Source organism: Streptomyces sp. NPDC050703 (assembly GCF_040654435.1).
Taxonomy (GTDB): Bacteria; Actinomycetota; Actinomycetes; order Streptomycetales; family Streptomycetaceae; genus Streptomyces.
Genome location: NZ_JBFAHX010000060.1, coordinates 1 through 24,922, shown reverse-complemented (window position 1 = coordinate 24,922; position 24,922 = coordinate 1). Strand labels below are relative to the sequence as shown.

The following is a 24,922-nucleotide window of genomic DNA, read 5'->3' as shown; positions in this document are numbered from 1 at the left end:
CGCGCGTCGCTCCCCTGCGCCGCGCCCCTTTTCGCTGCGGACTCCTCACGGGAACCGGTGTACCTCTGTGCTCAACAACTGGGTCGTCATGCCCACTTGCCTGCCGCTCGTCCTGCGTCGTTGCCACACCTGCGCGTCCGGGCGCTTCCGGGCGAACGGAAGATTCCGCGTCAACGCCCACCACAAGCGGATCGACGCCTGGCTCCTCGTCCTCTGCACCGGCTGCGGGGAGACGGCCAAGCTCACGGTCTTCGAGCGGATGACCGTGCGCTCCGTGCGGCCGGCGCTGCTGGACCGGATGCACGCCAACGATCCCGCCCTCGCCGCGGAGTTGCTCCAAGACCCGGTCGTACGGCGCCGCAATCGCGTCGCCCTCGACTGGGACGGCGCCTGGCGCCTCGACACCGGCGGATCGGCCCACCCGGACCGCGAGGTGGTCGACATATCGGTCCGGTTCGCCGCCCGGATTCCCGTCCGGCCTGTGCGGCTGATCGCCGAGGGCTGCGGGCTCTCGCGCTCCGAGGTCGAGCGGCTGATCACGGCGGGGAGGCTCGTCTCGGCGGCCCGGCTGAACGCCAGGCTCAGCGACGACTTCACCCTCACCCTCAAGCGCTGAGCCCTCCCAAGCGCTGAGCCCTCCCGAGAACCAGGGCCCGCCCGGCGAGACCCGCCGGGCGGCCCCTGCCCTCGGGTTCTGAAGCGATCGATTCATTATGTGCTAGCGTCCGCGTGCAACCGGTTCTGAAGCGAGCGCTCCAAATGGTGCGAGGCCGGAAGCGCGCTCTGCGCGAAAACACGCACAAAACCTGCGAAGTCTGCGAAGTCTGCGAAGTCTGCGAAAGAGAGGACCGCACCCATGCCGCTCGCGGTGTACATAGTGGGGCTCGGCATCTTCACCCAAGGAACCTCGGAGTTCATGCTGTCCGGCCTGCTGCCGGGCATGGCCGACGACCTCGGGGTGTCCGTCCCCGACGCGGGCCTGCTCATCTCGGCCTTCGCGATCGGCATGGTCGTCGGGGCACCGCTGCTCGCCGTCGCCACCCTCCGCCTGCCACGGCGTACCGCGCTCCTCGCCCTGCAGGCAGTCTTCGTCGCGGCCCACGTCGCGGGCGCCCTCGCGCCCGGATACTCCACGCTGTTCGTGACCCGCGTGGTCAGCGCCCTCGCGTACGCGGGGTACTGGGGCGTCGCCGTGGCCACGGTGGTGGCGCTCGTCCCCGCCGAGGCCAAGGCGCGGGCGGTCGCGGTGGTGGCCGGCGGCCTGACGCTCGCCACCATCGTCGGGGTGCCCGCGGGCACCCTGCTCGGCCAGCACTCCGGCTGGCGCGCCGCGTTCTGGGCGGTGGCGGCGGCCACCGCGGTCAGTCTCGTCTGCACCCTGGCCGTGCCCGGCGGACGCGGCACGGGCGAGCACCCCTCCGTCCGGGCCGAACTGCGCGGCCTCGCACGGCCTCAGCTGTGGCTCTCGTACGCCGTCACCGCGTTCGCCTTCGGGGCGGTCATCGTCACCTTCAGCTATCTGGCGGCACTGCTCACCGAGGTGAGCGGCCTCGCCGAGGGGTGGGTGCCCGCGGTCCTCGCCCTGTTCGGCGCCGGCGGGCTCGCGGGCATCGTGATCGGCGGGCGCACCGGCCACTCGCACCCCCTCGGCACGCTCGGCCTGGGCCTCGGCGCGCTGGCCCTCTGCTCCGCCCTGCTCGCCCTGACGGCGCACGTGACCGCCGTGGTCGTCGCCCTGGTCTTCCTGCTCGGCCTCGCCGGCTACGTCACCAATCCCGCTCTGCAGTCCCGGGTGTTCACCCTCGCCCCGGGGGCGCCGACACTGGTGGGCGCGGTCAACACCGCCGCGTTCAACGTCGGCAACACCGTCGCCCCGCTCCTGGGCGGCCTCGCCATCGACGCCGGGTACGGCTACACCTCGGTCGCCTGGGTCGGCGCCGCGCTGGCGGCCGTGGGCGCGGCGGGCGTCCTCTGGGCGGCGCACCTGCGGCGGGAGCGGCCACCGCTGCCGGGACGGCGTGCCGCGGAGGTCAGTGGCCGCGTCGTCGCCGACGGGCCGGTCACGGGCGGCTGAGGCCGACCTCGACGCCGGCGCGGGTGCCCCAGCGGTTGACCCGGTGGCAGGTGAGCATGGCGTAGAGGTACATCGGCCGCAGCACGAGAGCGCGCCAGGCCGCGGCCGCGGGCGCCAGCGCGAAGAGCAGCAGTGCCTGGTGCGGGCGCATGTCGGTGCGGCGCACGGTGAACAGCCGCAGAGCCATCAGGTAGCTCATGACGACGCCGATCACCGTGCCGTAGGCGACGAAGGACGCCAGGTGCGGCCGGAGTTCGGGGGTGGCGAGGATGGCCACGGGGATGGTGAGGCCGAGGACGATGTGAACGTACTCGGCCACGGTGGCCCAGAACACGACGCCGTCGGCGGGCATGTAGCGCAGCCACCACAGGTGGCGCACGGTCGTGCCGCGCATCCAGCGCATCTGCTGGCGCAGGTAGTGGCTCCAGCGCCCGGGAGCGAGGGTGAAGACCAGGGAGGAGGGCTGATGCACGGTGTCGCCGGCGAGCAGCCCGTAGAACGTGAGCATGGAGTCGTCGTTCATCTGCATCGGCCGGCCGCGGAAGGTCTCGTTCTCGTACACTCCGGCGGCGTCGCGGACGATGTCCGCCCGGTAGAAGGCGAGGGTGCCCGAGTTGATGGTGACTCGGCCCAGGACGGACTGTGCGCTGCGCAGCCCTCGGGTGAAGGGCAGGTAGAGCAGGTTGGTCATCCGGGTGAGGGGGTTGGCGTCATGGTTGAGGACGAGGACCTGTCCGGCGACGGAGGTGATCGCGGGGTCGGCGAACGGTTTGAGTCCCTCGGCGACGGCTTCGGGCTCCAGGACGGAATCGCTGTCGAGGGTCACGAAGATGTCGGCGTCGTCGTGGGCCAGGACGTGCATCTGCGCGTGGCGCTTGCCCCGGTTGGGGGTGCGGTCCCAGGTCACCTCGACGCCGGCGGCATCCGCGCGTTCGAACAGTTCCGCGCGAACGTCGTCGTAGGTCATGGGGATGCCGTCGGCGCCGGTGGAGCCGTCGTCGACGATCCGGATCCGCCGCACCGGCCGCGACTGGAGCAGGACGGAGTGCAGGCAGGCGCGGAGCACGCCCGGGTCCTCGTTGTAGACGGGGATCTGAACGGTGACACGCAGGGCGTCGAGCGCGGCCTGCGCCGCCGGGGGAGCCGAGCGGGGCCGTTCGAACCAGGCCAGCGGCGCCCACCACAGCAGCAGGAACGACACGAGCCAGGGCAGCGCCATGCTTTCCGTCGTCCCGCCGGTGAGGGACGTGTACGTGGAGAAGACGTGGGCGACACCCCAGACCAGGAACGCGAACAGCACCAGAGTGCCCCCTGCGGTCAGGGCACCGGGAGAGGCACACCACGCGCGAGGAATCGGCGGCGCCCCCGGCCACCTTCCGGGCACCGGGTCGTGGGACTGTGCGCCGGAAGCGGTGCGTCGCGCCGCGGGCAGGGGGGCGTCACCCGCGGGGTCCGTGGCGCCCGAGAGCGGTGGACTCATCGCTCGACCGGTCCACGACCGCGCCGGAAACAGACCCGCACCATCAGCGCACCGAGCAGAACTGCGGTGACACTCGCCACCAGGAGCCACGCCTGACCGGTTGCCAGCCCGGTGGCCGCCAGACCGGCCCCCGGGCCGACGGTCGAACCGTAAGGCATATCTTTCTCCCTTTTCCCTCCATGATCCAGATTGACGGAACAGACCATATGATGTTCAACGGGAATTTACGGACATTTCCAGCACCCGTGGCGACAGCCGTAGAAGGCTGACTGTTTTGTGACACCGTTCCAAAACGCCTATCGTGGGCGCATGGCCAGACCACGAGAGTTCAGCGAGGACCGGGTCGTCACCGCGGCCATGGAGGCGTTCTGGCGGCACGGGTACGAGGCCACCTCGACGCGCACCTTGTGCGACAGCACCGGCCTCGGACCGTCCAGCCTCTACAACACCTTCGGCGGCAAGCGGCAGCTCTACCTCCGCGCCCTCCAGCGCTACTACGAGACCGCCACCGCCGAGCAGGTCGAGATCCTGCGCGGTGACGGCCCCGCCAAGGAGCGGCTGCGCGCGATGATGGTCCACGCCGTCGACGCCGACCTCGACGCGACGGGCACCCAGGGCTGCTTCGCGATCAGCGCGGCCGTAGAGGTCGCCGGTTCGGACCCGCAGGTCCGGGAAGCGGTGCGGCGCAGCTTCGACCGCGTCGAGGAGGAGCTGTGCGCGATAGTGGAACAGGGGCGGCGCGCGGGCGAGATCCGTTCGACCGGCGAGGCGCGGACGGTGGCGCGCCGGGTCCAGAGCACGTACTACGGCCTGCGCGTCCTCAGCCGCGTCCAGGACGACCGCGAGGTCCTGCTCGCCACGGTGGACGGCATGCTGGCGGACCTCTGACACCGACGGGCCCCCGGCCCGCCGTCAGCCCTCGCCCCAGTCAGGCGGAACCTGGACCTCCGAGGTCCGGCGGTGCGCCGGCCCGGGCCGCGCGGCGGCGGTAGTCGGCGTTTATGCGCTGCGCCTCTTCGAGCTGGTCCTCAAGGATGACGATCCGGCAGGCGGCCTCGATCGGCGTCCCCTGGTCGACGAGTTCCCGCGCGCGGGCCGCGACGCGCAGCTGATAGCGCGAGTAGCGGCGGTGCCCTCCCTCGGAGCGCAGCGGGGTGATCAGGCGCGCTTCGCCGAGGGCACGCAGGAAACCGGGAGTGGCACCGATCATCTCGGCCGCCCTGCCCATGGTGTAGGCGGGGAAGTCATCGTCGTCGAGGCGGTTGAGCGAGTCGTCTGCTGTCATGTCACCCCTCGTGAAGCAGCTTCGCAGAACACGTGGAACAGCCTGTGGAACACGTGGAGGGGCTCTGGTGCCGTACGACACCAGAGCCCCGAAGGATTGGCTACACCATCTGCCGACCTAGTGCTGCGTCGGCCCTCTGTTTCCGCACGGCCGCCCGGAAATCTGGCGGGGATGCGGGGATCGCGGATGCGTGACCGGAGACCACCTGCCTATCGATGTCCTGCGGTACCCGGGATGCATCTGTACGCCTTGCCCGGGCGATCCTGATGGCGCTCGCTTCCTCCGTTCTTCCCTCTGGGCCACGCCGTGGCCTCGTACCTGATGGAACTGATACTGCGGTGTTGCTCGTGGCGTCCCCTGATCACTGCGGGTCGCCCGGTCCGGCGGTCAGCCCCGTCACCGTCATGCACAACCCTGGCTTCGAAGCTCCACCGCCGCACCGTGGTGCGGATACTGCCTGCCCGGCAGTTCGTGTCTGCCGGGCCCTTCTCGACCTCTTCGTTCTCGCCTACAAGAGAAACCATACTCAGACGACCATGGAATGTCTACCTCAGCGGGAGCAGATTTCTGGACGCACTGCCGCCAGATAGTCGAACGTGCCGATCTACGCCTGTAGATCGGCACGTGACCCGCCCTTCCCCCGCCGGTCGCTCAGACCGGCGTGGGCGCGCCCAGCAGCGCGGAGGCCCGCTGGAGCGGGCTGACGTGGTTCGCGGGCGGGGCTTCGGGGGCCGCGGTGGTGCGGCAGGTGAAGCCGAGCTGAGCCATGGCCCGGAGGACCTCGCCCGCGCTGAAGTCGCGGCGGTCCTGGCGCGTGATGACCGCACCGACCTGCTTCACGGGGTAGTGGCGCCGGCCGATGATCACGTACTGTCCGGTGATCGGCTCGGGCTTGACGCCCTTCATCGTCTCCAGCACGGAGCTCTTGGTCAGGTCGAACGGGAAGCGGGCGATCACACAGCGCATGAGACCTCACAGAGGGAAGGGGTGGGGGCGAGCCTTGACGTGGCGGGGCCGGCCGTCCGCCCGGCTCCGGACGCCGCCAGGTGCACGGCGTCGGGCCCGCGGCCGTCGATGACGTCCCGCAGACGGACGCGGTCCGTGTAACCGGCGCCGTCACGCACGGCGGTGAGCCCGGCCCGGGTGACCAGGCCGGTGCGGTGGCCGTCCTCGTCGCAGACGAGCAGGTACCCGACGCGGGCACCCGCCATGACGGAGAGGGCGACCTCGACCGTCATGTCCTTCCAGACCCGCGGCCCGGCTTCGTCCATGGCCTCGGCCACGGCTCCGGACATGACGCCCGACGCGACGTCGGCCTTCGGTTCGTCCTCGATGCCGGTGCCCGCCGAGCGGGGGTACGTCTGGACCAGCGTCAACACTGCCTCCTGCTGAAGGGGGTGGAGAAGGGGCCGCCACGGTGGCGTGGAGCGCGATGAACGCCTCACGCCGCCGATGCCCGGAAGCCGGCCTGCGACGCGGCGGCGCGCCGCGCCGCCGACGTGGGGCGGCGACGGCCGCGTGACGCGGCGCCGCGCTCGGTGCGTTCCGTCACCGGCGCGGTGACGACGACCGGGACGCCGGAGGGGGTCTGGGCCCCGGTGATGCGGTGCAGTTCCTGCTCGCCGGAGCGGACCTGTGTGATCCGCGGGCGGATGCCGGCGTCGGACATGAGGCGGACCATGCCGCGGCGCTGGTTCGGGGTGACCAGTGTGACGACGCTGCCCGACTCGCCGGCCCGCGCGGTCCGGCCGCCGCGGTGGAGGTAGTCCTTGGGGTCGGTCGGTGGGTCGACGTTGACGACGAGACCGAGGTCGTCGACGTGGATGCCGCGTGCGGCGACATTCGTGGCGACGAGCACGGAGACGTGTCCGGTCTTGAACCACGTGAGAGTACGGGTGCGCTGGGCCTGGGACTTGCCGCCGTGCAGCGCCGCCGCCCGCACGCCGCTGTCGAGCAGGTCCTGGGTCAGCCGGTCGACGGCGTGCTTGGTGTCCAGGAACATGATCACGCGGCCTTCGCGGGCGGCGATCGCCGCCGTCGTGGCGTGCTTGTCGGCACCCTGAACGTGCAGCACGTGGTGCTCCATCGTCGACACCGCACCGGCCGAGGGGTCGACCGAGTGGACGACGGGATCTGCCAGGTAGCGGCGCACCAGGAGGTCGACGTTGCGGTCCAGCGTGGCCGAGAAGAGCATCCGCTGCCCGTTGGGGCGCACCAGGTCGAGCAGCTCGGTGACCTGCGGCATGAAGCCCATGTCGGCCATCTGGTCGGCTTCGTCCAGCACGGTGGTGTCGACCTGGTCGAGGCGGCAGTCGCCCCGGTCGATGAGGTCCTTGAGCCGGCCCGGCGTCGCGACGGCGACCTCGGCGCCGCCGCGCAGCGCGGAGATCTGCCTGCCGATCGACACCCCGCCCACGACGGTGGCGAGGCGCAGCCTGACGGCGCGGGCGTATGGGGTGAGCGCGTCGGTCACCTGCTGGGCGAGCTCGCGGGTGGGGACGAGGACCAGCCCCAGCGGCTGCCCGGCCCCGGCGCGCCGCCCGGCGGTCCGGGAGAGCAGGGCGAGGCCGAAGGCGAGGGTCTTGCCGGAGCCGGTGCGCCCGCGGCCGAGGACGTCACGGCCCGCGAGGGAGTTCGGCAGCGTCGCTCCCTGGATCGGGAAGGGCACCGACACGCCCTGCCTGCCGAGTTCGGCCAGCAGCGGCGCGGGCATGTCGAGATCGGCGAAGCGCTCCACGGCGGGAAGGGCCGGGGTGGTCGTGACGGGGAGGGCGAACTCCCCGTGGAGCACGGCGGGGCGGCGACCACGACCGCCGGTGGGCCGGGTCGACCGGTTGCGCGCGAAACGGTCATTCGTGTGTGTGCGGTTCATGTGGAACCTTCCTTGATACGGCACACATCAAGGAATTCCACCGGCGAACAGCGGCACGGAGGAGCACGAGACATGGACCGAATAGAACGCGAAAACGCGAAATTACGAGGACGCGTGAATACGAGAGCGCGAGAACGTCAGAACGTTCAGAACGTCAGAACGCGTGAGACAGGAGAACCGGAGAAGCGGTTCCGATGGCGCCTCGTCGGACGCCTGGAGGGAAAATGGGGACCACGGCAATGGCGTCGCGGACCGAGACCCTTCGGTTGGGCGTTCCCGCAGGCGGAACCACTGCGGGAAAACGCAGGCAGCTGGGGCCCGCACCCCGAAGGATGCGGGCCCCAGCTGCAAGTGCGCGTACGCGTCAGGCGGGAACGATGTTCTCGGCCGTCGGGCCCTTCTGGCCCTGCGCGATGTCGAAGCTCACCTTCTGGCCTTCGAGCAGCTCACGGAAGCCCTGGGCGGCGATGTTCGAGTAGTGGGCGAAGACGTCGGCGCCGCCGCCGTCCTGCTCGATGAAGCCGAAGCCCTTTTCCGCATTGAACCACTTCACGGTACCAGTAGCCATGTCATATCTCCTTTGGGGCAGTACATCGGGATCCACACTGCGCGGACACCGTGTCGCCGCGATGATCACCCCGCCCGGAAAAAGACCGGAAATACAAGAGTGCTCTCGCCGGAGAGACCGGCCAGGGCACTTGAGTCTCGGGAACCACAACTGCAACTGAGATCGACAGTAGCACGTAATGAGGGCCGGTGTGCGACGGAAAATTACCCCCTGCCCGGAGCGGCAAAAACCCTTGCCGCCAGGTCAGTGAAACTCTCACACCGCGGTCTCACATATTCATGGGCCCAGGTCGGCGAAATACGGGGAGCAGCGCGTGCCGGGCGACGGAAATCCTGCTCCCGCCCGGCGGCCGGGACACGTCAGGAATCCGCGCCGCGCGGCCAGGCGGCCTCGCGCAGCAGGCGCAGCCCGTTGAGGCCGACGATGACGGTGGAGCCCTCGTGGCCCGCCACTCCCAGGGGCAGCGGCAGCGTGCCCGCCAGGTCCCAGGTGACGAGGACGGCGATGAACACCGCGGCGATGGCCAGGTTCTGGACGACGAGGCGTCGGGCCGTGCGGGAGAGCCGTACGACGGCGGGGATCGCGGTCAGTTCGTCGCGGACCACGACGGCGTCGGCGGTCTCCAGGGCGAGGTCGGAGCCCGCCCTGCCCATGGCGACGCCGCAGTGGGCGGCGGCCAGCGCCGGGGCGTCGTTGACGCCGTCGCCCACCACCAGTACGCGGCGCCCCTCGGCCTCCCACGCCTTGACGGCGGCGACCTTGTCCTGGGGCAGCAGCCGGGCGCGGACGTCGGTGATGCCGACCTCGGCGGCAAGGCGTTCGGCGGCGCGTTCGTTGTCCCCGGTCAGCAGGACGGGGGTGCGGCCGGTCAGCCGGGTGAGCGCGGCGATGGTGGCGGCGGCGTCCGCGCGCAGCCGGTCCGCGATGCCGATGAGCCCGACCGGCTCACCGTCACGCAGTACGACGACGGCGGTGCGTCCGGCGTCCTCCAGGGCCCGCACCGCACGCCCGGCGCCGGACCCCCGGCCGGCGAGGTCCGTGCGCTCCATCGGGTCGGCGAGCAGCGCGGGCGAGCCGACCCCGACCTCGCGGCCGTCGATCGTGGCGGTGACGCCCCGGCCGGGCACGGAGGTGAAGTCCTCGGCCGCGGCCAGGCGCAGGCCGCGTTCGCGGGCGGCGCCGACGACGGCGCGGGCCAGCGGGTGCTCGCTGGCGTGTTCCGCGGCGGCGGCCAGGGCGAGGAGGGTGTGCTCGTCAAGGCCGCTGCCGGGCAGGGGGCGGATGTCGGTGACGCAGGGGGTGCCCTCGGTCAGGGTGCCGGTCTTGTCGAGGGCGACGGTGTCGACCTGGGCCAGGCGTTCCATGATGACGGCGGACTTGGCCAGGACGCCGTGGCGGCCCGCGTTGGCGATCGCGGAGAGCAGCGGCGGCATGGTGGAGAGCACCACCGCGCACGGCGAGGCGACGATCATGAACGTCATCGCGCGGAGCAGCGCCGACTGGAGCGCGTCGCCGAAGGCGAGCGGGACGGCGAAGACGGCGAGGGTCGCGAGGACCATGCCGATGGAGTAGCGCTGCTCGATCTTCTCGATGAACAGCTGGGTGGGCGCCTTGGTCGCGGAGGCTTCCTCGACCATCTGCACGATCCGGGCGATCACCGAGTCCGACGGGTCGCGTCCGACGCGTACGCGCAGGGCACCGGTGCCGTTGACGGTGCCGGCGAACACCTCGTCCCCGGTCCGCTTGGCCACCGGCAGCGGTTCGCCGGTGATGGTGGCCTGGTCGATCTCGCTCGCCCCGTCGAGGACGCGCCCGTCGGCGCCGACGCGTTCGCCGGGGCGGACCAGGATGACGTCGCCGATCGCGAGCCGTGCGGCGTCGACGGTCTCCTCGGTGCCGCCGGGGCCGAGGCGCGTGGCGGTGGCGGGCGCCAGGTCGAGCAGGCCGCGTACGGAGTCCGCGGTGCGGGCGGTGGCGACGGCCTCCAGGGCGCCGGAGGTGGCGAAGATGACGATCAGCAGCGCGCCGTCGAGGGCCTGTCCGATCGCGGCGGCCCCGAGCGCCGCGACCACCATCAGGAGGTCGACGTCCAGGGTCTTGTCCTTGAGCGCCTTCAGCCCCTCCCAGCCGGGCTCCCAGCCTCCGGTGACGTAGGTGGCCGCGAACAGCGGGCCCCACAGCCATGCGGGGGCGCCGAGGAGGTACGCGGGGAGGGCGAGCAGGAAGAGCACCAGCGCGGCGAGCGCCCAGCGGGCCTCCGGCAGCGCCAGGGTGCGGGTGCGGCGGCGCGGCGGGGCCGCCGGGCGCGGTTCCGCCGGGGCCGGAGTCGGCCGCTGGTCCAGGGCAGAAGGCATGGCGGAGCAACCCTTCGGGTGCGGGCGGGATGACGTCTCCACCATACAAGAACAATTGAACAGGTCTTCATGTGTCATCGGTAAGATGGCCGGTATGGGCCACGGAATCGACAGCAGGACAGACGCCACCGCGCGTGAGCGGCTCGACGCGGCGGGGGTCTCCGACGTCGCCGCGACCCTGCAGGCGCTGGCGACGCCGTCCCGCCTGTACATCCTGGCCCGGCTCCAGGAGGGCCCCTGCACCGTCGGCGTCCTCGCCGAGGCCGTCGACATGGAGGCCTCCGCCTGCTCCCACCAGCTCCGCCTGCTGCGCAACCTGGGCCTGGTCAGGGGCGAGCGGCACGGCCGCTCCATCGTCTACTCCCTGCACGACAACCACGTGGCCGAACTCCTCGACCAGGCGCTCCACCACGTGGAGCACCTCCGGCTCGGCCTGCCCGACGCAGCGGCTCCCGAGGCCGCGGCTCCGGAGAAGTAGCGGTCACCGCGGCAGGGAGCGGATTTCCGCGCGTCCCTTCACGCGTCCCTTCACGCGGCGGCGAACCGTACGCGTCCGCTCGCGCCGTCCGACAGGAACGCCGCCACCGAGCGCCCCTCCTCCGCCACCTCGTCGCGCTCCGCCCGCGTGAGGCGCCGCAGCGGGGTCACCACCACGGTGCCGTCCTCCACGGTCCAGGTCGCCGCCGCCCGGCCGTCGACGAGGACGGCGCGTTCCCCGGCGACCGACAGTCCGCGGTGGGCGTCGTCGATGACACGGGTGCGGTCGTCGTAGCCGAGGATCGCGTTGTCGAACGCGGGCAGGAACCGCACCGGCGCGGGTGTGCCCGGGTCGGGGCGCGGCGCGTCGGGGAGGTCGAGCAGCTCACGGCCGCGCTCGTCGCGGAAGGTGATCAGTTCCGCACGGGTCGCGGCGACCGCGGCCGGCAGACCGGCCAGGCCGCTCCAGGCGCGCAGATCCGCCGTGGCCGCGGGGCCGAACGCGGCCAGGTAACGCCGCACCAGAGCCTGGCCGACCGGGTCGGAGCCCTCCGGGGCCGCCGGGGCGATGCCACGCCCCAGCCAGGTGGTGAGCGGGATGTTGCGCACGCCCGCCCTGGTGCGCCACAGGCCGCGCGGCGGCATCTGCGCCATGGGCACCAGCGCGGCGACGAGCATCTCCCCCAGGGCGCGCGGCGCCGTCGTCGGCCAGCGGCCGGCGACCGCCCGCGTCAGCTCGGCCATGGACCGCGGCTCACCGTCGGACAGCACCTCCCGGCCCGCGGCGGCCAGTTCAGCGAGGTCGACGCCGTCGAGGTCGCGGCGGTAGACGCCGAGCACCCGCTGGCGCAGCATCGCGTCGTGCCGGGCCCGCCAGGCCAGGGTGTCGTCGGCGGTGACCAGGTGGACGGTGCGGCGCATGAGATGCGTACGCACGACACGGCGCTCGACGAGCAGGTCGTCGAGGCTTCCCGGCGCGAAGCCGCGCAGTCGCGACCAGAGTCCGACGAACGGCTCCTGCGGTTCCTGCGCCTGCAGGCCGCAGAGGTGCGCGACCGCCGCCAGGGGCGGCATGTCGGCGCGGTCGAGGAGCAGTTGCCTGGCGAGCGTGGCGCGGCCGAGGGCCCGGGTGTCGAGGACGGTCACCGCGCCACCGCCGGGTACTCCTCGGCCGGCCGGAGGGCACACCGTCGGGGCGGGCGGGACAAGGCGGTCACGGGCATACGGGCTGCTCCTGAGGTGTCTTCGGCTCGATTCGGCGACGGCACCACCGTCCCAGGAGATGCGGTCAGGCAGTGTCCGCGACTTCCGTACACCTACGGTGGCGTACGGTGGCCCGCATGTCGCGGGGCGCCCTCATGTCGCGGCGCGCACGCACCGTCGCATCGGAGACACCAGCGCATGAGTACACCACCCTCGTCACCCGGCTCCGGGCCGACCGGCGGAGCGGCCGTCCGGATCGGCGCCCTCGTCCCCCTGTCGCGGCCCGGCTGGGTCGAAGCGGGCCGACACCTGCTCGCCGGTCTCGAATCGGCCGTCCACGACGTCAACGCGACCGGCGGGATATCCGGACGGCCGCTTGAACTGGTGGTGCGGGACACCGCGGCCGATCCGGAGAGGGCAGCGGCGGCCGTGGAGGAACTGGCTCAGCTGGGTGTGGCCGCTCTGGCCGGGGAGTACCACAGCGTCGTGGCCCGCGCCGCCGCCGCGCGGGCCGACGCCGTCGGGCTGCCGTTCCTGTGCTCGTCGGCGGTGTTGGACGCGCTCACCGAACAACCGACCCCGTGGGTGGCGCGCCTCTGCCCCGCGCAGTCCCACGGCTGGCGGATCTACGCCGACTTCCTCCGCGGCGCGGGCCACCCGCACATCGCCGTGGCCGCCCAGTCGAGCGTCTACTGGGCGGCGGGGACCCGCATCCTGCGGGACCGGCTCGCTCCGCACGGCGGCACCGTGACCGAACTCGACGTGAGCGACCTGTCCCCCGCGGCTGTGTGCGACCGGCTCGCCGGCACCCGTGCCACGGCTCTCCTCGTCCTGACCGGGCAGCCGGAGCCCGCCGTGTCGATCGTGCGGGCCGTCCGCCGCGACCGGCGTCTGGCCGGGGTCATGATCGGCGCTCCGGCCGGGCAGCCGGAGTTCGCCGAATGGGCGGGGCTCCTGGGCGAGGACGGCGCGGCGGTCCCGTTCCTGCGCTATCTGCCCGAGCGTCTGACCGCCCTCGGCGCACGCGTCGACGCCGCCCTGCGCGAACGGCTGGCGGAGGCGCCGTCCTTCGTCGCCTTCGAGGGCTACGACACGGTCACCGTCCTCGCCGATGTGCTGCGCTCCCACGGCACGGACCGGGCAAGCACGGCCGAGGCGTGGCCGCGCGTCGCGGTCGAAGGGACCCGCGGACCCATCCGGTTCTCCCGTACGCCGGGCATCGGCGTCTGGCAGTGGGCGTGGCCGCCGGTCCAGGTCGTCGACCGGGACCCGGCGGAACCGGGGCGCTTCCGGGTCCTCCACAGGGGCTGAGGTACGCGGGTGCGTGGCATGGGCCGCCAGGGGCACAGTGAGGGCATGACGACGACACTCGGCGCCTTCGTGCTCGGCACCCCCGACCCGCCCGCGCTGGCCGACTTCTACCGGGCCCTGCTGGGCTGGCAGGAAGTGGAACGCCGGCCGGAGTGGGTCCGGCTGCGGCCACCGGAGCGGGAACGGCCCGGCCTCAGCTTCCAGTTGGAGACCGACCACACTCCCCCGGTCTGGCCGCAGCGGCCGGGCTCGCAGCAGATGCAGGCCCACCTGGACCTCCGGGTCGACGACCTGGAGGCCGAGACCGAGCGGGCCCGCGCCCTCGGCGCGACGCTGGAGGAGCACCAGCCGCAGAAGGACGTACGAGTGCTGCGCGACCCGCACGGGCACCCGTTCTGCCTGTTCCTGCCCAAGGCCTGAACCCGGCTGCCCGACCGGGAGGCCCGGTTAGCCTGGCGGGATGGATCTGCGACTGGCCGCGTACGCCGTGTGCATCGAGGACGGGCGGGTGCTGCTCGCCCACGCCGTGAAACCGGACGGCGGGATGGTCTGGACCCTGCCGGGCGGCCGGGTCGAGCATGCGGAGGACCCGTTCGACGCGGTGGTCAGGGAGGTCGCCGAGGAGACCGGCCTCGACGCCGTGGTGGAGCGACTGCTCGGCGTGGACTCACGGGTGGTCCCCGCGGCGGAGCGCCGGCGGCCCGGCCGCCCGGAGCTCCACAATGTCGGCGTCTTCTACCAGGTCCGTGTCACCGGCGGGCAGCTCCGCCCCGAGCCGAACGGCGACACCGCCGAGTCGGTCTGGACCCCGGTCGGCGACGTCCCCCGCCTCGTCCGGTCCTCACTGCTCGACATCGGCCTCGCCCTGGCCAGGACCGCCCCCGTCACGGGTCACGTCGAGCCCCTGCCGGTCGGCGGCCTCGTACAGCACTGAACGCGGCGACCAGCCCCACCAGCACAGCCGCCCCCGCGGCGTAGACGGGAAGCCACAACGTCGTCGTGGCCGACAGGCAGTCGGCGGCGGCCGCGTGGCTCCGGACGGCCTGAGCGTGGGCCAGGGCCTCGGGGCTGCGGTCGGCCAGGTCCGCGAGGGCTGCCCGCGTCGTGAGGTCCTCATAGGTGCCGAGCGCGCCGCATTCGGCGCGCGTGCCCGGCATGGGGAAGAGCCAGGACCAGCGTTGCAGCATCGGCGCGAGCGCGATCGCCGCGCACAGGCCGACGACCAGTGCGTACACCGTGAGATGCCGGACGTAGGCCGCTCGGAGGCCCGGCGTCCACCTCGGCAGACGGTAGAAGCAGAAGACGATCGCGAGCAGCGTCACCCCGACGTACGTGGCGAACCACTGCCAGGAACCCTCCGCGAGCATCGCGGTCAGCACGGCGGCGAGCGCGATGCCGACGACACCCGGCTGGTCGGACGCGGCAAGGGCCGCCCCGGGCGCCGGAGCCGTGGCCCCTCGTACGCTCTGCTCGTCCACAGTCCTCCCGCCCGGGTCAGCCGGCCGCCAGTATCCGGGCGGATCACGCTCTCCCCCCGGAGCCATACCGGCCGCGCACTCGGGCGTGCCCCGGTTGGCGGGGCCGGTGCGGGGACACGGGCATGGGCCGAGGCCACCCGCATGCGGCCGTGCCGCCACTCGGTCATTCGGCCGTCCGTCGGCGATCCGCCGGGGCCGCGCGGAGCCCCGGCGACGACCGGTCGAGCAGCCGTGCGCGGGCCACGCCGTGTCCACGGCTCGGCTCCACGCGTACGGGCTGATCGCGGGCGATACTCGGCACGCAAGCATCCGCGTCGAACCGCCAGCCGCACGGAGCCCTCCGCAGCGGCGCGCAGAGGATTCCCGCCATGCGTCGTCCCACAGTCCGCAGCACCTGCCTGCCCGTGCTCGTCGCCGCCTGCTGCCTCGCCGTCGCCGGCTGCGGCAGCGCGCAGGCTCCCCAGGCCCGCACGCACTCCGCCGCGCCCTCCCCCGACTCCCCCGCCTCTCCTGCCTCTCCTGCCGGCTCCCGTGCCCCCGGGCCCGGGGGCCGGTCGGACGCCCGCATTCCCGGCCTCGGCCCGGCGACGCAGGCAGCCGTCGCCCCCGGCACCCGGCAGGTCCTCGTGGTCACCGGCGGCCCCGCGGCCAGGCCGAGCCACGCCTCCGCCGCGCTCTACGGCCGTGAGGGCACGACGGGCTGGCGCCGCGTGGCCGGACCCTGGCAGGCCCGCAACGCCGTGCGGGGGTGGACCCGCGACCACCGGGCCGGAGACCTTCGCACCCCGAGCGGAGTCTTCGGAATCCGTGACGCCGGCGGCCTGCTGCCCGACCCCGGTACGCGGCTGCCGTACGACCGCAGCGAGGAGTTCCGCGAGCCGGGCACCGGCATCTACGGCGAGACGCTCGACGGCACCTTCGACTACGTCCTGGCCATCGACTACAACCGCCGTCCGGGGACCTCCCCTCTCGACAAGTCCCGGCCGCTGGGAGAGGAGAAGGGCGGCGGCCTGTGGATCCACGTCGACCACGAGGGGCCCACCAAGGGCTGCGTCGCGCTGCCACGCGATCAGATGCGCCAGTTGCTGCGGCTCTTGAAGCCGGAGCACCGGCCCGTCGTCGTGATGGGGCCCCGGGCGGAGCTGCTGCGCTGATCGCGCAGCGGGTCCGCGCCCCCGGTTCCATGACCGACTCCGCACCGGGGGTTCGCCGCCGTCGCCGTACGGGAACAACCCCGACGTGAGACAGAGGGCGCGTCCTGGTGCGCGCCCCGGCCGAGCGGCCGAGCGGCGCCGGAAAGGCCGCGCGTCGGCGCACCGTCCGGCACACCCCATCGGACTCACGAGAGCCGGCCGAGTGATGACGCTGCGCACGCACGACGGCAACCGGGCACAGGGCACCGCCTACGCCGTCGGGATCGCCGCCGCGCTGCCCGTCCTCCTCATGGGCGTCGACGCGGTCGCGACCTCCATCACTGCCGCGCGGGCCGTGCTGTGGGCGGCGTTCGGCGTCGTCCTTTTCGCCATCCTGTGGCCCACGCGCGTCACCGCCGCCGCGGGTCTCCTCACCTCCCACGGCCTCGTCCGCAGTCACCACGTCCACCTCGGCCTGCTCACGTCGGTCGCCTGGCACGACGGCGTCTCACAGCGCGTCATCCTCCGCGACACCGAGGGCAACCGCCTCGAATTCGACCCCCGTCTCCTCGTCGCCGACCCGCTTCTCTGGCACGCCCTGCGGACGGGCGCCCGTACCAGCGCCGACCGCGGCACCCTGACCACCGGCCGGGCTGCCCTGCGGCAGCTGTCGCTGCGCGTCGAGCGGGAACTGGCCCGAGCCGTCCTGCCGCTGCCCGACGCGACCCCGCCGCTTCCGGCGCCGCGTCGACGGCAGCGGTGAACCATTCGAGCCCGCCGCACGTCTGCTACGTCGAGGCGCCCGCCCGCGGCCCCACGCCCCACGCCTCACCGTCCAAGCTCCACGAGACCGAGCGAGAGGCACGGAACGCATGACGAGGCCCGATCCGATCACCCGTCGGCTGCAGCGGCTCTTCACCGTCCTCGACACCGGCGGTGAGGGCTTCGTGACGTGGGACGACCACCAGCGGATCGTGGACAGATACGTCGCCGGCTACGGCCTGCCGAAGAGCGACCCCAGGATCAGGGAGCTGGAGCGGGCGTACTGGACGCAGTGGCTGGGGCTGCTGGCGCAGGCGCCGCCGGGCCGGGACCGGCTGTCCATGGACGAGTTCGTCGCGGCACACCGCGCCGTGGGCTACGGCGCGCGGGCCGCGCAGCTCCTCGACGACCTCGCGCGGGCCGTCTTCAACGTCCTGGACGTCGACCGCGACAAGCGGATCAGCAGGGACGAGTTCGCCAGGTACCTGGACTTCTGCCAGGTCTCCGGCGCCGACGCCGCGGCCATCTTCCGGCGCCTCGACCTGGACGGCGACGCCTTCATCTCCCAGCGGGAGGTGGCCAAGTCCCTCAGCGCCTTCCACCTGTACAACGACGACCTCACGACGCCGGGCGGCGTCTTCCTCGGCCTCAGCTGAACCGGCGCCATTGGGTACCGTGCGGCGACAGAAGACCGGCCGGGAGAGGAATCATGTCGCTCGTGGAACAACTGCCCGCGCTGATAGGCGTCGTGGTCGGCACGTTCGGCTCGTACGTGGTGCAGAGCCTGACCGAACGCCGACGGTGGAGACGGCAGCGCGATGAACGGTGGGACGAAAGACGCTTCGAGACGTACGGGCGTTACGGCAACGCCGTCAAGTCCCAGTTGCGCATCGCCCAGCGCATCGGCGCCGCCCGCGGCTTCCTGGATGTGACGGACTCCCTGCAGCCCGCCGAGGGACTGCCCCTCCTCGCCGAGGCCGAGTCCCACCGGGCCACGGAGTGGGAGTCGGTTCTGCTCGTCGGGGACGCGGCGACGATCGCTGCGGCGCGGCGTTGGCACGAGACGGTCTGGACCATCGAACTGCTCGTACGGGAAGGGCCGGTCGACGCCGAGCGGTGGACCAAGGCCCATCGGCTGGCCAGCGCGGCGCGCGACGCCTTCTACGAGAGCGCGCGCCGCGACCTCGGCATCGCGGGAGACCCGCCGCCTTCGGGCGCCTGGCCACGGCCGTGGCGGGCCGAACTCTCCGGTTGAGAGCCTGTGTCATCACCCCGGTCGGATCAGCGTGCGGCGTCTGGTGCGTGCGATCGCAAGGCGCCGGAGCGTCCCCGATGGGGGCCCCAGGCCCTTCAGGTCTGGGGGAGGAGCCACGTGGGCGTTTCGGCGACGCCTGGCCGGGGTGATGACACGGGCTCTGAGGCCCCGGGGGCGACCGGGCCGGGCGACGGCGAGCCTCTCCGGCTCGACCATCTGAGGTCCGCCGGCCACGCCGTCGAGCGCCGCATGGCCGACGCGGTCCCGGCGCAGCGCCTGGCCGCGCTCCTCACCGGCCTCGGCCGCACCGCGACCGCCCCCGGCGGAGTGACCCGGCGGCCGGCGCGTGGTGGCGGCCGGTGTTCCGTACCCTGGCGGCATGCGTATGCGCCCTACTCTGAGCTGGACTCCTGACGAGGACCTGCCGCCGGGGACGACGGACCCGCGGCCGGTCGCGGAGGTCCTGGCACCCGGCGGTGTCCTGGTGCTCAGCGGGGCGGGCATCTCGACGGAGTCGGGCATCCCCGACTACCGGGGGGTCGGCGGCAGCCTGAGCCGGCACACTCCGATGACCTACCAGGACTTCACCGGCAGCCACGCGGCCCGCCGCCGGTACTGGGCGCGCAGCCACCTCGGGTGGCGCACCTTCGGCGGTGCCCGCCCCAATGCGGGGCACCGCGCCGTGGCCGCGTTCGCGCGGCACGGACTGCTGACGGGCGTGATCACGCAGAACGTGGACGGCCTCCACCAGGCCGCGGGCAGCGAGGACACCGTGGAACTCCACGGAAGCCTGGGCCGCGTCGTCTGCCTGTCCTGCGGCGCCCGCAGCCCGCGCCGCGAGCTGGCCCACCGCCTGGCGGAGGCCAACCCGCACTTCGCGCCGGTGGCCGCGGGGATCAACCCGGACGGTGACGCCGACCTCACCGACGCGCAGGTCGGGGACTTCCGGGTGCTGCCCTGCACGGTCTGCGGCGGCATCCTCAAGCCGGACGTGGTGTTCTTCGGCGAGTCCGTTCCGCCGCGGCGGGTCGAGCACTGCCGGGCACTGGTGCGCGAGGCAAAGTCGCTGCTGGTCCTCGGCTCGTCGCTGACGGTGATGTCCGGGCTGCGGTTCGTCCGCCAGGCCGCCGAGGCCGGGAAGCCCGTGGTGATCGTCAACCGGGACGCCACCCGCGGCGACCGGTACGCCGTCACGCGGGTCGCGCTCCCCCTGGGCCCGACGCTGACCTCCGTGGCCGGCACGCTCGGTGTCCGCGTCGAGAGCGAGACGGCGAGCGAGTCCTCGTAGCGGCACCGCGGTGGCGCGGTTCCCGCACGGCACGCGCCATGCGGCCAGTCGGGCGGCCCCTGCCGTGTCGAAACCGCCCGGCCCGCCCGGTGTGGTTATAGATGGAGCCCTCCCATCCATCTCTCCCTGTCAAGAGGCCCCATGTCTTTGCGTCAGGTCACCACGGTCATCGCCGCCTCACTGCTCCTGTGCACCGCGTCGGCAGCCGACGCCCTCGCCGGCCCGAACGAGTCGGTGACCGTCGACCCCACCGGCCGCGTCGCCCCGGACGGCACCGTCACCCTGTCCGGCACCTACCGGTGCACCGGCGGCTACGGCCCCGTCTTCGTCTCCACGTCCATGGCCCAGGGCGACCCGGAAACCCGGTACAGCATCGGCGGCACCCGTGCCGTCTGCGACGGCCGGACGCACACCTTCTCCAACACCGGCCGCCCCTCCTTCAGGTTCAAGCAGGGCACGGGCACCGTCACGGCCACGGTGATGGAGCTCAACCTGCAGAGCGGTCTCCCGCTGCCGCGCTTCCACGCCGCGCAGCGACAGGACGTCACACTCACGCAGGGCTGAGGGCCGCGGGGTTTCCCCGGAGCCGCCCCTTGACGATCATGGTTGATAGCCTCCCCGGATGACTGCGACCTTTGACGAAGCCGTCCGTGCCCGACTGCTGGCCCCCAACATCTGGTACGTCGGGACCGTGTTCGCCGATGGAGCACCGCAGGTCAGCCCCATGTGGGTGGACCTGGAAGGGGACGGGGAGCTGACCTTCAACACCTCGGCGGGGCGGGTGAAGGAGGAGAACCTGCGGCGCGACCCCCGCGTCTACCTCTCGCACGCGGACGCCACCGACCCCTTCGACCGCGTACAGATCAGCGGCGTGGTGGCCCGCTTCATCGAGGGCGCGGAGGCGCACGAGCGGATGGACCGGCTCGCTCGGAAGTACCTCGGCAGCGAGCGCTTCGAGTGGCTCATGCCGGGTGAGCGGCGGGTCGCGGTGGTCGTGCGCCCGACCAAGGTGCGGCACATCGTCGGGGTGGAGCGGTTCCGGCCCGGTGGTCCCGTCCCCGCGGGCGAATGACCGGAGGGGCGGCGACGGTTCACCCGCCGCTGCCGACCGGCCTCCCCGCCGCTGCCGCTCCGCCTCCGGCCCTGCCCCGCGCGAGCGGCGACGCGCCGCGGCGGGACCGGCCGCCGAGCGGCCATCATGTCGGCATGGATGCGCTTTCCTCCCGGCTGCCCGCCGGCTTCTGGTCCGTCCCCTACGCCGGGGACCGCTTCCCCGGGGCGAAGGCCGTGGCCGAGCGGCCGGGCCTCGCGGCGGGAGCCAACTGCCAGCTGTTCGCGTACGCGGTGCTCGAACACTTCGGTCTCGCCCCGGCCCCGCTGCGCTCCAGCGACCTGTGGGACGACACCCGGACCACCGTGCGTGTCTCCGGTCCGGAGCCGCTGGACCTGGTGCTCTTCAACGCGTCCGACCGTGCCTACGGTGCCCACGTCGGCGTCTGGGCAGGCGACGACGCCGTCCTCCACCTCTGCGCCGAGGTCGGCCGCCCCGCCGTATGGAGCCTCACCGACTTCGCTGCGCGGGCACGCTACGGCGTCATGCTCGGCGCCAAGCGGGTGACGCGGCGGGCGACCGCGAGCACCTGATCCGTCCCGTCGCGACCGTCGGTACGCGGGAGAGGCGGGCACACGTTCGTATGATCACCGGTGACCTTTTGATCCGTCCGGCTGTTGAGCGGGGAGGAACGGCAGCAGCTGACGTGACGAGCATCAAGGAGCGGGCAATGAGGAGCAGTTGGAAGCGGGCCACCCGTGTGGCGCTCATGGTGGCGGCGTGCGCCGCGCCGGTCGCCCTGTCCACCGAGGCGGCACACGCCGACGAGACCCACCACAGCGGCTCGCACACCGGTCCGGTGGTGGCGCTGATCAACACCGGGCAGATCGACGACCCGATGGAAGACGTGCTGGAGCACACCCTGCTCTTCGGGGACGGGTACGCGTGGGACTGAGACGCCCCGGCCCCGTCCCGCCCCCGTAGCGGCTCAGCCGGCAGCGGACTCCCGGCACTCCACGTGCCCCCAGCCGTGTGCGTTCTTGGCGATCTTCTCGCCGGCGGCGTACGGCTTCTGGCAGTAGCAGCGGCCGGGGAACTTGGCCTTGATCACCCCGCCGGAGGTCCGCTTCTTCGCGCCGGTGGCGGCCTTCCGGGGCGCACGGCTCTCGGTCATGCGCTCCGGGCGGGGCTCGGGGATCTCCCGGGCGCCGTGGGCGGTGCCCGCGGGCTCCTGGGACGTCGCGGCGTCGCTGGCCGCGACGTCGGCGATGGCGTTCAGGTGATCGCCGTCCACCTGGTGCGCGGCCACGTGCCGGAACGTCACCTCGCGGCCCTGCAGCAGGGCGTCGATGCGTACGACGAGATCCTTGTTGGCGACCGGCTTCTTCGCCGCGGTCAGCCAGCCGTTGCGCTTCCAGGACGCGATCCACTTCGTGACCGCGTTCATCGCGTACTGACTGTCCATCCGCACTTCGAGCGGCACCGCGGGGTCCGTGGCCTCCAGCAGTTCGGCCAGCGCGGTCAGCTCCGCCACGTTGTTCGTGGAGTGGCCGAGGGGGCCGGCCTCCCAGCGCCGCGGCACCCCGTCGGCGTCGGCGACGACCCACGCCCAGGCCGCGAGACCGGGGTTCTTCTTCGCCGCACCGTCACAGGCAGCAATGATCAAGTCAGACATGCCCCGATGATTTCATCCCGCGACGACCGACCCCGCCACGGAGACGAGACCCACGTCACACACTCCTGTGTCACATCTCCGGGGGACCGTCCGTCATAGGGGTGTAACCGCAGTCCACGGCATGGGAGCGCACCATGGAAGCACGTCTGAACGCCTTCACCAATCCGGTCCTCGGCAAGGTCTTCAAGCACTTCATCGCCGCGAACAAGGAACTGGCGAACACGGCCCTGCCGGCCTCGACACAGGAACTGGTCAGGCTGCGCGCCAGCCAGATCAACGGCTGCGGCTTCTGCACCGACATGCATTTCAAGGACGCCGTGCACGCGGGTGAGTCCGCGGAGCGCCTGAACCTCGTCGCGGCCTGGCGTGAGGCGACCGTCTTCACCGACGCCGAGCGCGCGGCGCTGGAGCTGACGGAGGAGGCCACCCGTATCGCCGACGCGGCCGGCGGTGTCTCCGACGACGTGTGGGCGAACGCCGCCAAGCACTACGACGAGGACCAGCTCGCCGCCCTGGTCGGCTGCATCACCCTCATCAACGCCTTCAACCGCGGGAACGTGATGCTGCGGATGCCCGCGGGCGAATACCAGCCCGGCCAGTTCGGGTGACCTGGCGGCGTGACGCCGACGTGACAGGGCCGCGGTCGCCGGGGGACGTGGCCGGTCCGTCGTGCGTCCGCTCGGCGCGGACGGCGAAGGAACACGTCGTCCGTGCCGTTCGTGTCGGGGACGAGGTCGCGACACGGCACAGGGCCGGGCATCCCGCTTCCGCGGAAGTGCCCGGCCCTGATCGGGCGGACGTGGTGGCCCGGCGCTCTACACCTGGCCGCGCCACGCACCCGTCTCGACGCCGTCGCGCTTCTCGATGAACTGCTTGAACCGCTTGAGGTCACCGGTGACCTGCCGCTTGACGAAGCCGAGCTTGTCGCCGACGGAGTCGGCCAGACCCTTCGGGTCGTGGTCGAGCTGCAGCATGACCTTGGTCCTGCCGTCGTCGATCCGGTGGAAGGTGACGACACCGGCCTGCTTGGCCTCGCCGCCGGTCGTGGTCCACGCCACGCGCTCGTCCGGTATCTGCTCGGTGATCTCCGCGTCGAACTCGCGCTCGACGCCGCCGATCTTCGTCTTCCAGTGCGTGAGCGTGTCCGTACGCTGCTCGATGCGCTCCACGCCGTCCATGAATTCGGGAAAGGTCTCGAACTGGGTCCACTGGTTGTACGCGGCGCTCACCGGGACGTCGACCTCGATGGACTCTTCGACCTTGGACATGGAGTTACCTCAGCTTTCTGTGGTGCGGAGGGGACATGGTCGGGAGTTCCCGGCATCGCTCCATCCATGCGTGATCCCTGCGTGATCGATGCGTGGTGCCTGCTCGCGGGCCGGCGCGCGCGACCCTAGTCGGCGCGGCCGAGAGCCCTGGCGATCTCCGTGGCGTTGGCGTACCGGGTGCCTTCCAGTAGACGGTCGCCCACGGGCCGGGACGGTCGAAAAGCGGTTGCAGGAAGGACAGCTGCACGGTGACTCCTCATCGAATGCTCCGGGGGGTCCGAGCCGGGTGCCCAAGGTGACGGGGGGCGACACGAACCAGCTCCCTGTGCATTTCAGGGGCGGCACCGCTCACTCGCATGCAACGTAAGCGCGCCGGACGGGGGCCGCCATCGCGGCCGTCCCGCACCGGGTGACCGCGGGCACCCCACGCCACCTGCTGAAATGTCCGGCGCGCACACCGGCGCACGGACTGCGGCGGGCCCGTCACGACGCATGTGCCCCATACCGCCAAACGGCTGGGAAGCGGCGCGACCTCCCCAGGCACAGCGCCGCTTCCCGGCCGACCGCACACGTCTACCCGGCGGAGTTCGGTCTACGCCATGGAGATGATCGCCGTCACCCGCTTGCCCAGGGGCTCCCGCTCGGCGGTGAAGCTGTCGCAGAGGGCGGCGACCACCTCCAGGCCGTGCTGCCCGATCCGGCCGGGGTCGGGTTCGAGGACGGTCGGCAGGGTCGCGCTGCTGTCCCAGACGCTGACCCGGACGGCGCCGCCCACCACTTCGAGGGCGAGCAGCGACAGACCGGGCGCGTACTTGCAGGCGTTGGTCACCAGCTCGCTGACCACGAGCGGTACGACGCCCCGCGCACTGCCGGACACAGGGAGCCCGCGGTCCTGCGCGTCGGCGAGGAAGGAGCGGGCCAGCTGTCGCGCCCGTGCGATCCCCTCGCTGCCCTCGATGGCCGCGGAGACGGAGAGACGCGCGTCGTCCAGCGGCTCACCGCCGCCGTCCTCCGCCGTCCGCACCACACCGCCCGGCTCTGCCTTGATCTGTCCGCACATGAGCATCACACCGGACCGCTTACCCCCTGATCCGCTGCGGAATCCGCGGCCGGGCGATCCGGCCGGGTCCCCCGTCGGCGGCACCCCAAACCCGCCGTCCGCGCCCGGACCGGGGCTCCCGCCTCGCGGCGGCCGACGCTCCCCGCTCACGGCGAGCGAGGTTCTTGGCCCCGGTAGGTGTGCGTACGTACATTCGGGGCAGGCGCACGGGGACGGGGGCAGACATGGGTCACGAGAGACAAGGGGCGGGTCAGATGATCACCGCGACAGTGCCGGGCCGGACGCAGGCGACGCAGAGCGAACCCACGCCCACCCAGCAGGCACTGCC

At 72.5% G+C, this 24,922-nt stretch carries 29 protein-coding genes; 17 read left to right on the top strand and 12 right to left on the bottom strand.

The window, feature by feature from the left end:
• Positions 1–88: 88 nt before the first annotated feature.
• Positions 89–616 (top strand): DUF1062 domain-containing protein, encoded by a 528-nt coding sequence (locus tag AB0I16_RS32970; RefSeq protein WP_363253343.1) that lies wholly within the window; start codon positions 89–91, stop codon positions 614–616.
• Between the two features lie 240 nt (positions 617–856).
• Entirely contained in the window at positions 857–2,074 is a 1,218-nt protein-coding gene (locus tag AB0I16_RS32965) for a Cmx/CmrA family chloramphenicol efflux MFS transporter (RefSeq protein ID WP_363253342.1), read from the top strand.
• Here AB0I16_RS32965 and AB0I16_RS32960 read toward each other — a convergent pair.
• Positions 2,061–3,374, bottom strand: coding sequence for a glycosyltransferase (locus AB0I16_RS32960; protein ID WP_363253341.1), 1,314 nt, complete (start codon positions 3,372–3,374; stop codon positions 2,061–2,063). The genes AB0I16_RS32965 and AB0I16_RS32960 overlap by 14 nt on opposite strands.
• Before the next feature lie 489 nt (positions 3,375–3,863).
• On the opposite strand from AB0I16_RS32960, the gene AB0I16_RS32955 reads away from it, so the two are divergent.
• Complete coding sequence (locus AB0I16_RS32955; RefSeq protein ID WP_363253340.1) at positions 3,864–4,442, top strand: TetR/AcrR family transcriptional regulator; 579 nt, start codon at positions 3,864–3,866, stop codon at positions 4,440–4,442.
• Between the two features lie 40 nt (positions 4,443–4,482).
• On the opposite strand, the gene AB0I16_RS32950 is transcribed toward AB0I16_RS32955, so the two are convergent.
• From AB0I16_RS32950 to AB0I16_RS32925, 6 genes are all read right to left on the bottom strand, one after another.
• The gene (locus AB0I16_RS32950; protein ID WP_363253339.1) at positions 4,483–4,839 is read right to left on the bottom strand and encodes a MerR family transcriptional regulator; all 357 of its coding nucleotides are present in this window, start codon (positions 4,837–4,839) and stop codon (positions 4,483–4,485) included.
• Positions 4,840–5,490: 651 nt separating this feature from the next.
• Entirely contained in the window at positions 5,491–5,805 is a 315-nt protein-coding gene (locus AB0I16_RS32945; RefSeq protein ID WP_363253338.1) for an SCO5918 family protein, read from the bottom strand.
• Positions 5,793–6,134: a CBS domain-containing protein gene (locus AB0I16_RS32940; RefSeq protein WP_363253351.1), complete on the bottom strand. Its 342-nt coding sequence runs from the start codon at positions 6,132–6,134 to the stop codon at positions 5,793–5,795. The genes AB0I16_RS32945 and AB0I16_RS32940 overlap by 13 nt, the downstream gene beginning before the upstream one ends.
• 146 nt (positions 6,135–6,280) lie before the next feature.
• The gene (locus AB0I16_RS32935; protein ID WP_363253337.1) at positions 6,281–7,711 is read right to left on the bottom strand and encodes a DEAD/DEAH box helicase; all 1,431 of its coding nucleotides are present in this window, start codon (positions 7,709–7,711) and stop codon (positions 6,281–6,283) included.
• Positions 7,712–8,075: 364 nt separating this feature from the next.
• On the bottom strand, positions 8,076–8,279 hold the full coding sequence (locus tag AB0I16_RS32930; RefSeq protein WP_004986771.1) for a cold-shock protein: 204 nt from the start codon (positions 8,277–8,279) through the stop codon (positions 8,076–8,078).
• A gap of 359 nt (positions 8,280–8,638) precedes the next feature.
• Positions 8,639–10,633: a heavy metal translocating P-type ATPase gene (locus AB0I16_RS32925; protein ID WP_363253336.1), complete on the bottom strand. Its 1,995-nt coding sequence runs from the start codon at positions 10,631–10,633 to the stop codon at positions 8,639–8,641.
• Positions 10,634–10,727: 94 nt separating this feature from the next.
• On the opposite strand from AB0I16_RS32925, the gene AB0I16_RS32920 reads away from it, so the two are divergent.
• Positions 10,728–11,111, top strand: a complete 384-nt coding sequence (locus tag AB0I16_RS32920) for a metalloregulator ArsR/SmtB family transcription factor (RefSeq protein ID WP_363253335.1) — start codon at positions 10,728–10,730, stop codon at positions 11,109–11,111.
• Positions 11,112–11,161: 50 nt separating this feature from the next.
• Here AB0I16_RS32920 and AB0I16_RS32915 read toward each other — a convergent pair whose 3' ends face one another.
• The gene (locus AB0I16_RS32915) at positions 11,162–12,256 is read right to left on the bottom strand and encodes a winged helix DNA-binding domain-containing protein (protein WP_363253334.1); all 1,095 of its coding nucleotides are present in this window, start codon (positions 12,254–12,256) and stop codon (positions 11,162–11,164) included.
• Between the two features lie 255 nt (positions 12,257–12,511).
• Between AB0I16_RS32915 and AB0I16_RS32910 the strand changes: the two genes are divergently transcribed.
• The 3 genes from AB0I16_RS32910 to AB0I16_RS32900 are packed head-to-tail and all read left to right on the top strand — an operon-like array spanning position 12,512 to position 14,558.
• The gene (locus AB0I16_RS32910) at positions 12,512–13,624 is read left to right on the top strand and encodes an ABC transporter substrate-binding protein (protein ID WP_363253333.1); all 1,113 of its coding nucleotides are present in this window, start codon (positions 12,512–12,514) and stop codon (positions 13,622–13,624) included.
• 45 nt (positions 13,625–13,669) lie between these two features.
• On the top strand, positions 13,670–14,044 hold the full coding sequence (locus tag AB0I16_RS32905) for a VOC family protein (protein WP_363253332.1): 375 nt from the start codon (positions 13,670–13,672) through the stop codon (positions 14,042–14,044).
• 40 nt (positions 14,045–14,084) lie between these two features.
• The gene (locus AB0I16_RS32900) at positions 14,085–14,558 is read left to right on the top strand and encodes an NUDIX domain-containing protein (protein ID WP_363253331.1); all 474 of its coding nucleotides are present in this window, start codon (positions 14,085–14,087) and stop codon (positions 14,556–14,558) included.
• On the opposite strand, the gene AB0I16_RS32895 is transcribed toward AB0I16_RS32900, so the two are convergent.
• On the bottom strand, positions 14,509–15,102 hold the full coding sequence (locus tag AB0I16_RS32895; protein WP_363253330.1) for a hypothetical protein: 594 nt from the start codon (positions 15,100–15,102) through the stop codon (positions 14,509–14,511). The two genes, AB0I16_RS32900 and AB0I16_RS32895, sit on opposite strands and share 50 nt — an antisense overlap.
• Before the next feature lie 368 nt (positions 15,103–15,470).
• Between AB0I16_RS32895 and AB0I16_RS32890 the strand changes: the two genes are divergently transcribed.
• The 9 genes from AB0I16_RS32890 (at position 15,471) to AB0I16_RS32850 (ending at position 21,546) form a co-directional block, all read left to right on the top strand.
• Positions 15,471–16,256 carry a L,D-transpeptidase family protein gene (locus AB0I16_RS32890; RefSeq protein WP_363253329.1) on the top strand — a complete coding sequence of 262 codons (786 nt, stop codon included), beginning with the start codon at positions 15,471–15,473 and terminating at the stop codon, positions 16,254–16,256.
• Between the two features lie 205 nt (positions 16,257–16,461).
• Positions 16,462–16,998 carry a hypothetical protein gene (locus AB0I16_RS32885; RefSeq protein ID WP_363253328.1) on the top strand — a complete coding sequence of 179 codons (537 nt, stop codon included), beginning with the start codon at positions 16,462–16,464 and terminating at the stop codon, positions 16,996–16,998.
• Between the two features lie 109 nt (positions 16,999–17,107).
• Positions 17,108–17,653, top strand: coding sequence for an EF-hand domain-containing protein (locus AB0I16_RS32880; RefSeq protein ID WP_363253327.1), 546 nt, complete (start codon positions 17,108–17,110; stop codon positions 17,651–17,653).
• A 53-nt stretch (positions 17,654–17,706) separates the two neighbouring features.
• Positions 17,707–18,252 (top strand): hypothetical protein, encoded by a 546-nt coding sequence (locus AB0I16_RS32875; protein WP_363253326.1) that lies wholly within the window; start codon positions 17,707–17,709, stop codon positions 18,250–18,252.
• A gap of 379 nt (positions 18,253–18,631) precedes the next feature.
• The gene (locus AB0I16_RS32870; RefSeq protein ID WP_363253325.1) at positions 18,632–19,540 is read left to right on the top strand and encodes an NAD-dependent protein deacetylase; all 909 of its coding nucleotides are present in this window, start codon (positions 18,632–18,634) and stop codon (positions 19,538–19,540) included.
• 141 nt (positions 19,541–19,681) lie between these two features.
• Positions 19,682–20,104, top strand: coding sequence for a DUF6299 family protein (locus AB0I16_RS32865; RefSeq protein ID WP_363253324.1), 423 nt, complete (start codon positions 19,682–19,684; stop codon positions 20,102–20,104).
• 58 nt (positions 20,105–20,162) lie between these two features.
• Entirely contained in the window at positions 20,163–20,612 is a 450-nt protein-coding gene (locus AB0I16_RS32860) for a TIGR03618 family F420-dependent PPOX class oxidoreductase (protein ID WP_363253323.1), read from the top strand.
• Between the two features lie 134 nt (positions 20,613–20,746).
• Positions 20,747–21,184 carry a hydrolase gene (locus tag AB0I16_RS32855; RefSeq protein WP_363253322.1) on the top strand — a complete coding sequence of 146 codons (438 nt, stop codon included), beginning with the start codon at positions 20,747–20,749 and terminating at the stop codon, positions 21,182–21,184.
• Positions 21,185–21,360: 176 nt separating this feature from the next.
• A complete protein-coding gene (locus tag AB0I16_RS32850; RefSeq protein WP_363253350.1) occupies positions 21,361–21,546 on the top strand; it encodes a hypothetical protein in 186 nt (61 codons plus the stop codon).
• 33 nt (positions 21,547–21,579) lie between these two features.
• Here the strand turns inward: AB0I16_RS32850 and AB0I16_RS32845 are convergent, their stop codons facing one another.
• Positions 21,580–22,266: a ribonuclease H gene (locus tag AB0I16_RS32845; RefSeq protein WP_363253321.1), complete on the bottom strand. Its 687-nt coding sequence runs from the start codon at positions 22,264–22,266 to the stop codon at positions 21,580–21,582.
• 134 nt (positions 22,267–22,400) lie between these two features.
• On the opposite strand from AB0I16_RS32845, the gene AB0I16_RS32840 reads away from it, so the two are divergent.
• Positions 22,401–22,874, top strand: coding sequence for a carboxymuconolactone decarboxylase family protein (locus AB0I16_RS32840; RefSeq protein ID WP_363253320.1), 474 nt, complete (start codon positions 22,401–22,403; stop codon positions 22,872–22,874).
• A 207-nt stretch (positions 22,875–23,081) separates the two neighbouring features.
• Here AB0I16_RS32840 and AB0I16_RS32835 read toward each other — a convergent pair whose 3' ends face one another.
• Both AB0I16_RS32835 and AB0I16_RS32830 read right to left on the bottom strand, forming a co-directional pair.
• Positions 23,082–23,534: an SRPBCC family protein gene (locus AB0I16_RS32835; protein ID WP_363253319.1), complete on the bottom strand. Its 453-nt coding sequence runs from the start codon at positions 23,532–23,534 to the stop codon at positions 23,082–23,084.
• 592 nt (positions 23,535–24,126) lie between these two features.
• Complete coding sequence (locus tag AB0I16_RS32830) at positions 24,127–24,594, bottom strand: ATP-binding protein (protein ID WP_363253318.1); 468 nt, start codon at positions 24,592–24,594, stop codon at positions 24,127–24,129.
• Between the last annotated feature and the right edge of the window lie 328 nt (positions 24,595–24,922).

Excerpts from the sequence above, each read along its gene's own strand:
- AB0I16_RS32870 (WP_363253325.1), top strand. The coding sequence starts at position 18,632 with ATGCGTATGCGCCCTACTCTGAGCTGGACTCCTGACGAGGACCTGCCG.
- AB0I16_RS32900 (WP_363253331.1), top strand. The coding sequence starts at position 14,085 with ATGGATCTGCGACTGGCCGCGTACGCCGTGTGCATCGAGGACGGGCGG.
- AB0I16_RS32830 (WP_363253318.1), bottom strand. The coding sequence starts at position 24,594 with ATGTGCGGACAGATCAAGGCAGAGCCGGGCGGTGTGGTGCGGACGGCG.
- AB0I16_RS32855 (WP_363253322.1), top strand. The coding sequence starts at position 20,747 with ATGGATGCGCTTTCCTCCCGGCTGCCCGCCGGCTTCTGGTCCGTCCCC.
- AB0I16_RS32840 (WP_363253320.1), top strand. The coding sequence starts at position 22,401 with ATGGAAGCACGTCTGAACGCCTTCACCAATCCGGTCCTCGGCAAGGTC.
- AB0I16_RS32935 (WP_363253337.1), bottom strand. The coding sequence starts at position 7,711 with ATGAACCGCACACACACGAATGACCGTTTCGCGCGCAACCGGTCGACC.
- AB0I16_RS32955 (WP_363253340.1), top strand. The coding sequence starts at position 3,864 with ATGGCCAGACCACGAGAGTTCAGCGAGGACCGGGTCGTCACCGCGGCC.
- AB0I16_RS32890 (WP_363253329.1), top strand. The coding sequence starts at position 15,471 with ATGCGTCGTCCCACAGTCCGCAGCACCTGCCTGCCCGTGCTCGTCGCC.
- AB0I16_RS32835 (WP_363253319.1), bottom strand. The coding sequence starts at position 23,534 with ATGTCCAAGGTCGAAGAGTCCATCGAGGTCGACGTCCCGGTGAGCGCC.
- AB0I16_RS32945 (WP_363253338.1), bottom strand. The coding sequence starts at position 5,805 with ATGCGCTGTGTGATCGCCCGCTTCCCGTTCGACCTGACCAAGAGCTCC.
- AB0I16_RS32860 (WP_363253323.1), top strand. The coding sequence starts at position 20,163 with ATGACTGCGACCTTTGACGAAGCCGTCCGTGCCCGACTGCTGGCCCCC.
- AB0I16_RS32910 (WP_363253333.1), top strand. The coding sequence starts at position 12,512 with ATGAGTACACCACCCTCGTCACCCGGCTCCGGGCCGACCGGCGGAGCG.
- AB0I16_RS32940 (WP_363253351.1), bottom strand. The coding sequence starts at position 6,134 with ATGTCCGGAGCCGTGGCCGAGGCCATGGACGAAGCCGGGCCGCGGGTC.
- AB0I16_RS32880 (WP_363253327.1), top strand. The coding sequence starts at position 17,108 with ATGACGAGGCCCGATCCGATCACCCGTCGGCTGCAGCGGCTCTTCACC.
- AB0I16_RS32970 (WP_363253343.1), top strand. The coding sequence starts at position 89 with ATGCCCACTTGCCTGCCGCTCGTCCTGCGTCGTTGCCACACCTGCGCG.
- AB0I16_RS32845 (WP_363253321.1), bottom strand. The coding sequence starts at position 22,266 with ATGTCTGACTTGATCATTGCTGCCTGTGACGGTGCGGCGAAGAAGAAC.
- AB0I16_RS32965 (WP_363253342.1), top strand. The coding sequence starts at position 857 with ATGCCGCTCGCGGTGTACATAGTGGGGCTCGGCATCTTCACCCAAGGA.
- AB0I16_RS32875 (WP_363253326.1), top strand. The coding sequence starts at position 17,707 with ATGTCGCTCGTGGAACAACTGCCCGCGCTGATAGGCGTCGTGGTCGGC.
- AB0I16_RS32885 (WP_363253328.1), top strand. The coding sequence starts at position 16,462 with ATGACGCTGCGCACGCACGACGGCAACCGGGCACAGGGCACCGCCTAC.
- AB0I16_RS32930 (WP_004986771.1), bottom strand. The coding sequence starts at position 8,279 with ATGGCTACTGGTACCGTGAAGTGGTTCAATGCGGAAAAGGGCTTCGGC.
- AB0I16_RS32950 (WP_363253339.1), bottom strand. The coding sequence starts at position 4,839 with ATGACAGCAGACGACTCGCTCAACCGCCTCGACGACGATGACTTCCCC.
- AB0I16_RS32865 (WP_363253324.1), top strand. The coding sequence starts at position 19,682 with ATGTCTTTGCGTCAGGTCACCACGGTCATCGCCGCCTCACTGCTCCTG.
- AB0I16_RS32920 (WP_363253335.1), top strand. The coding sequence starts at position 10,728 with ATGGGCCACGGAATCGACAGCAGGACAGACGCCACCGCGCGTGAGCGG.
- AB0I16_RS32905 (WP_363253332.1), top strand. The coding sequence starts at position 13,670 with ATGACGACGACACTCGGCGCCTTCGTGCTCGGCACCCCCGACCCGCCC.
- AB0I16_RS32925 (WP_363253336.1), bottom strand. The coding sequence starts at position 10,633 with ATGCCTTCTGCCCTGGACCAGCGGCCGACTCCGGCCCCGGCGGAACCG.
- AB0I16_RS32850 (WP_363253350.1), top strand. The coding sequence starts at position 21,361 with ATGGTGGCGGCGTGCGCCGCGCCGGTCGCCCTGTCCACCGAGGCGGCA.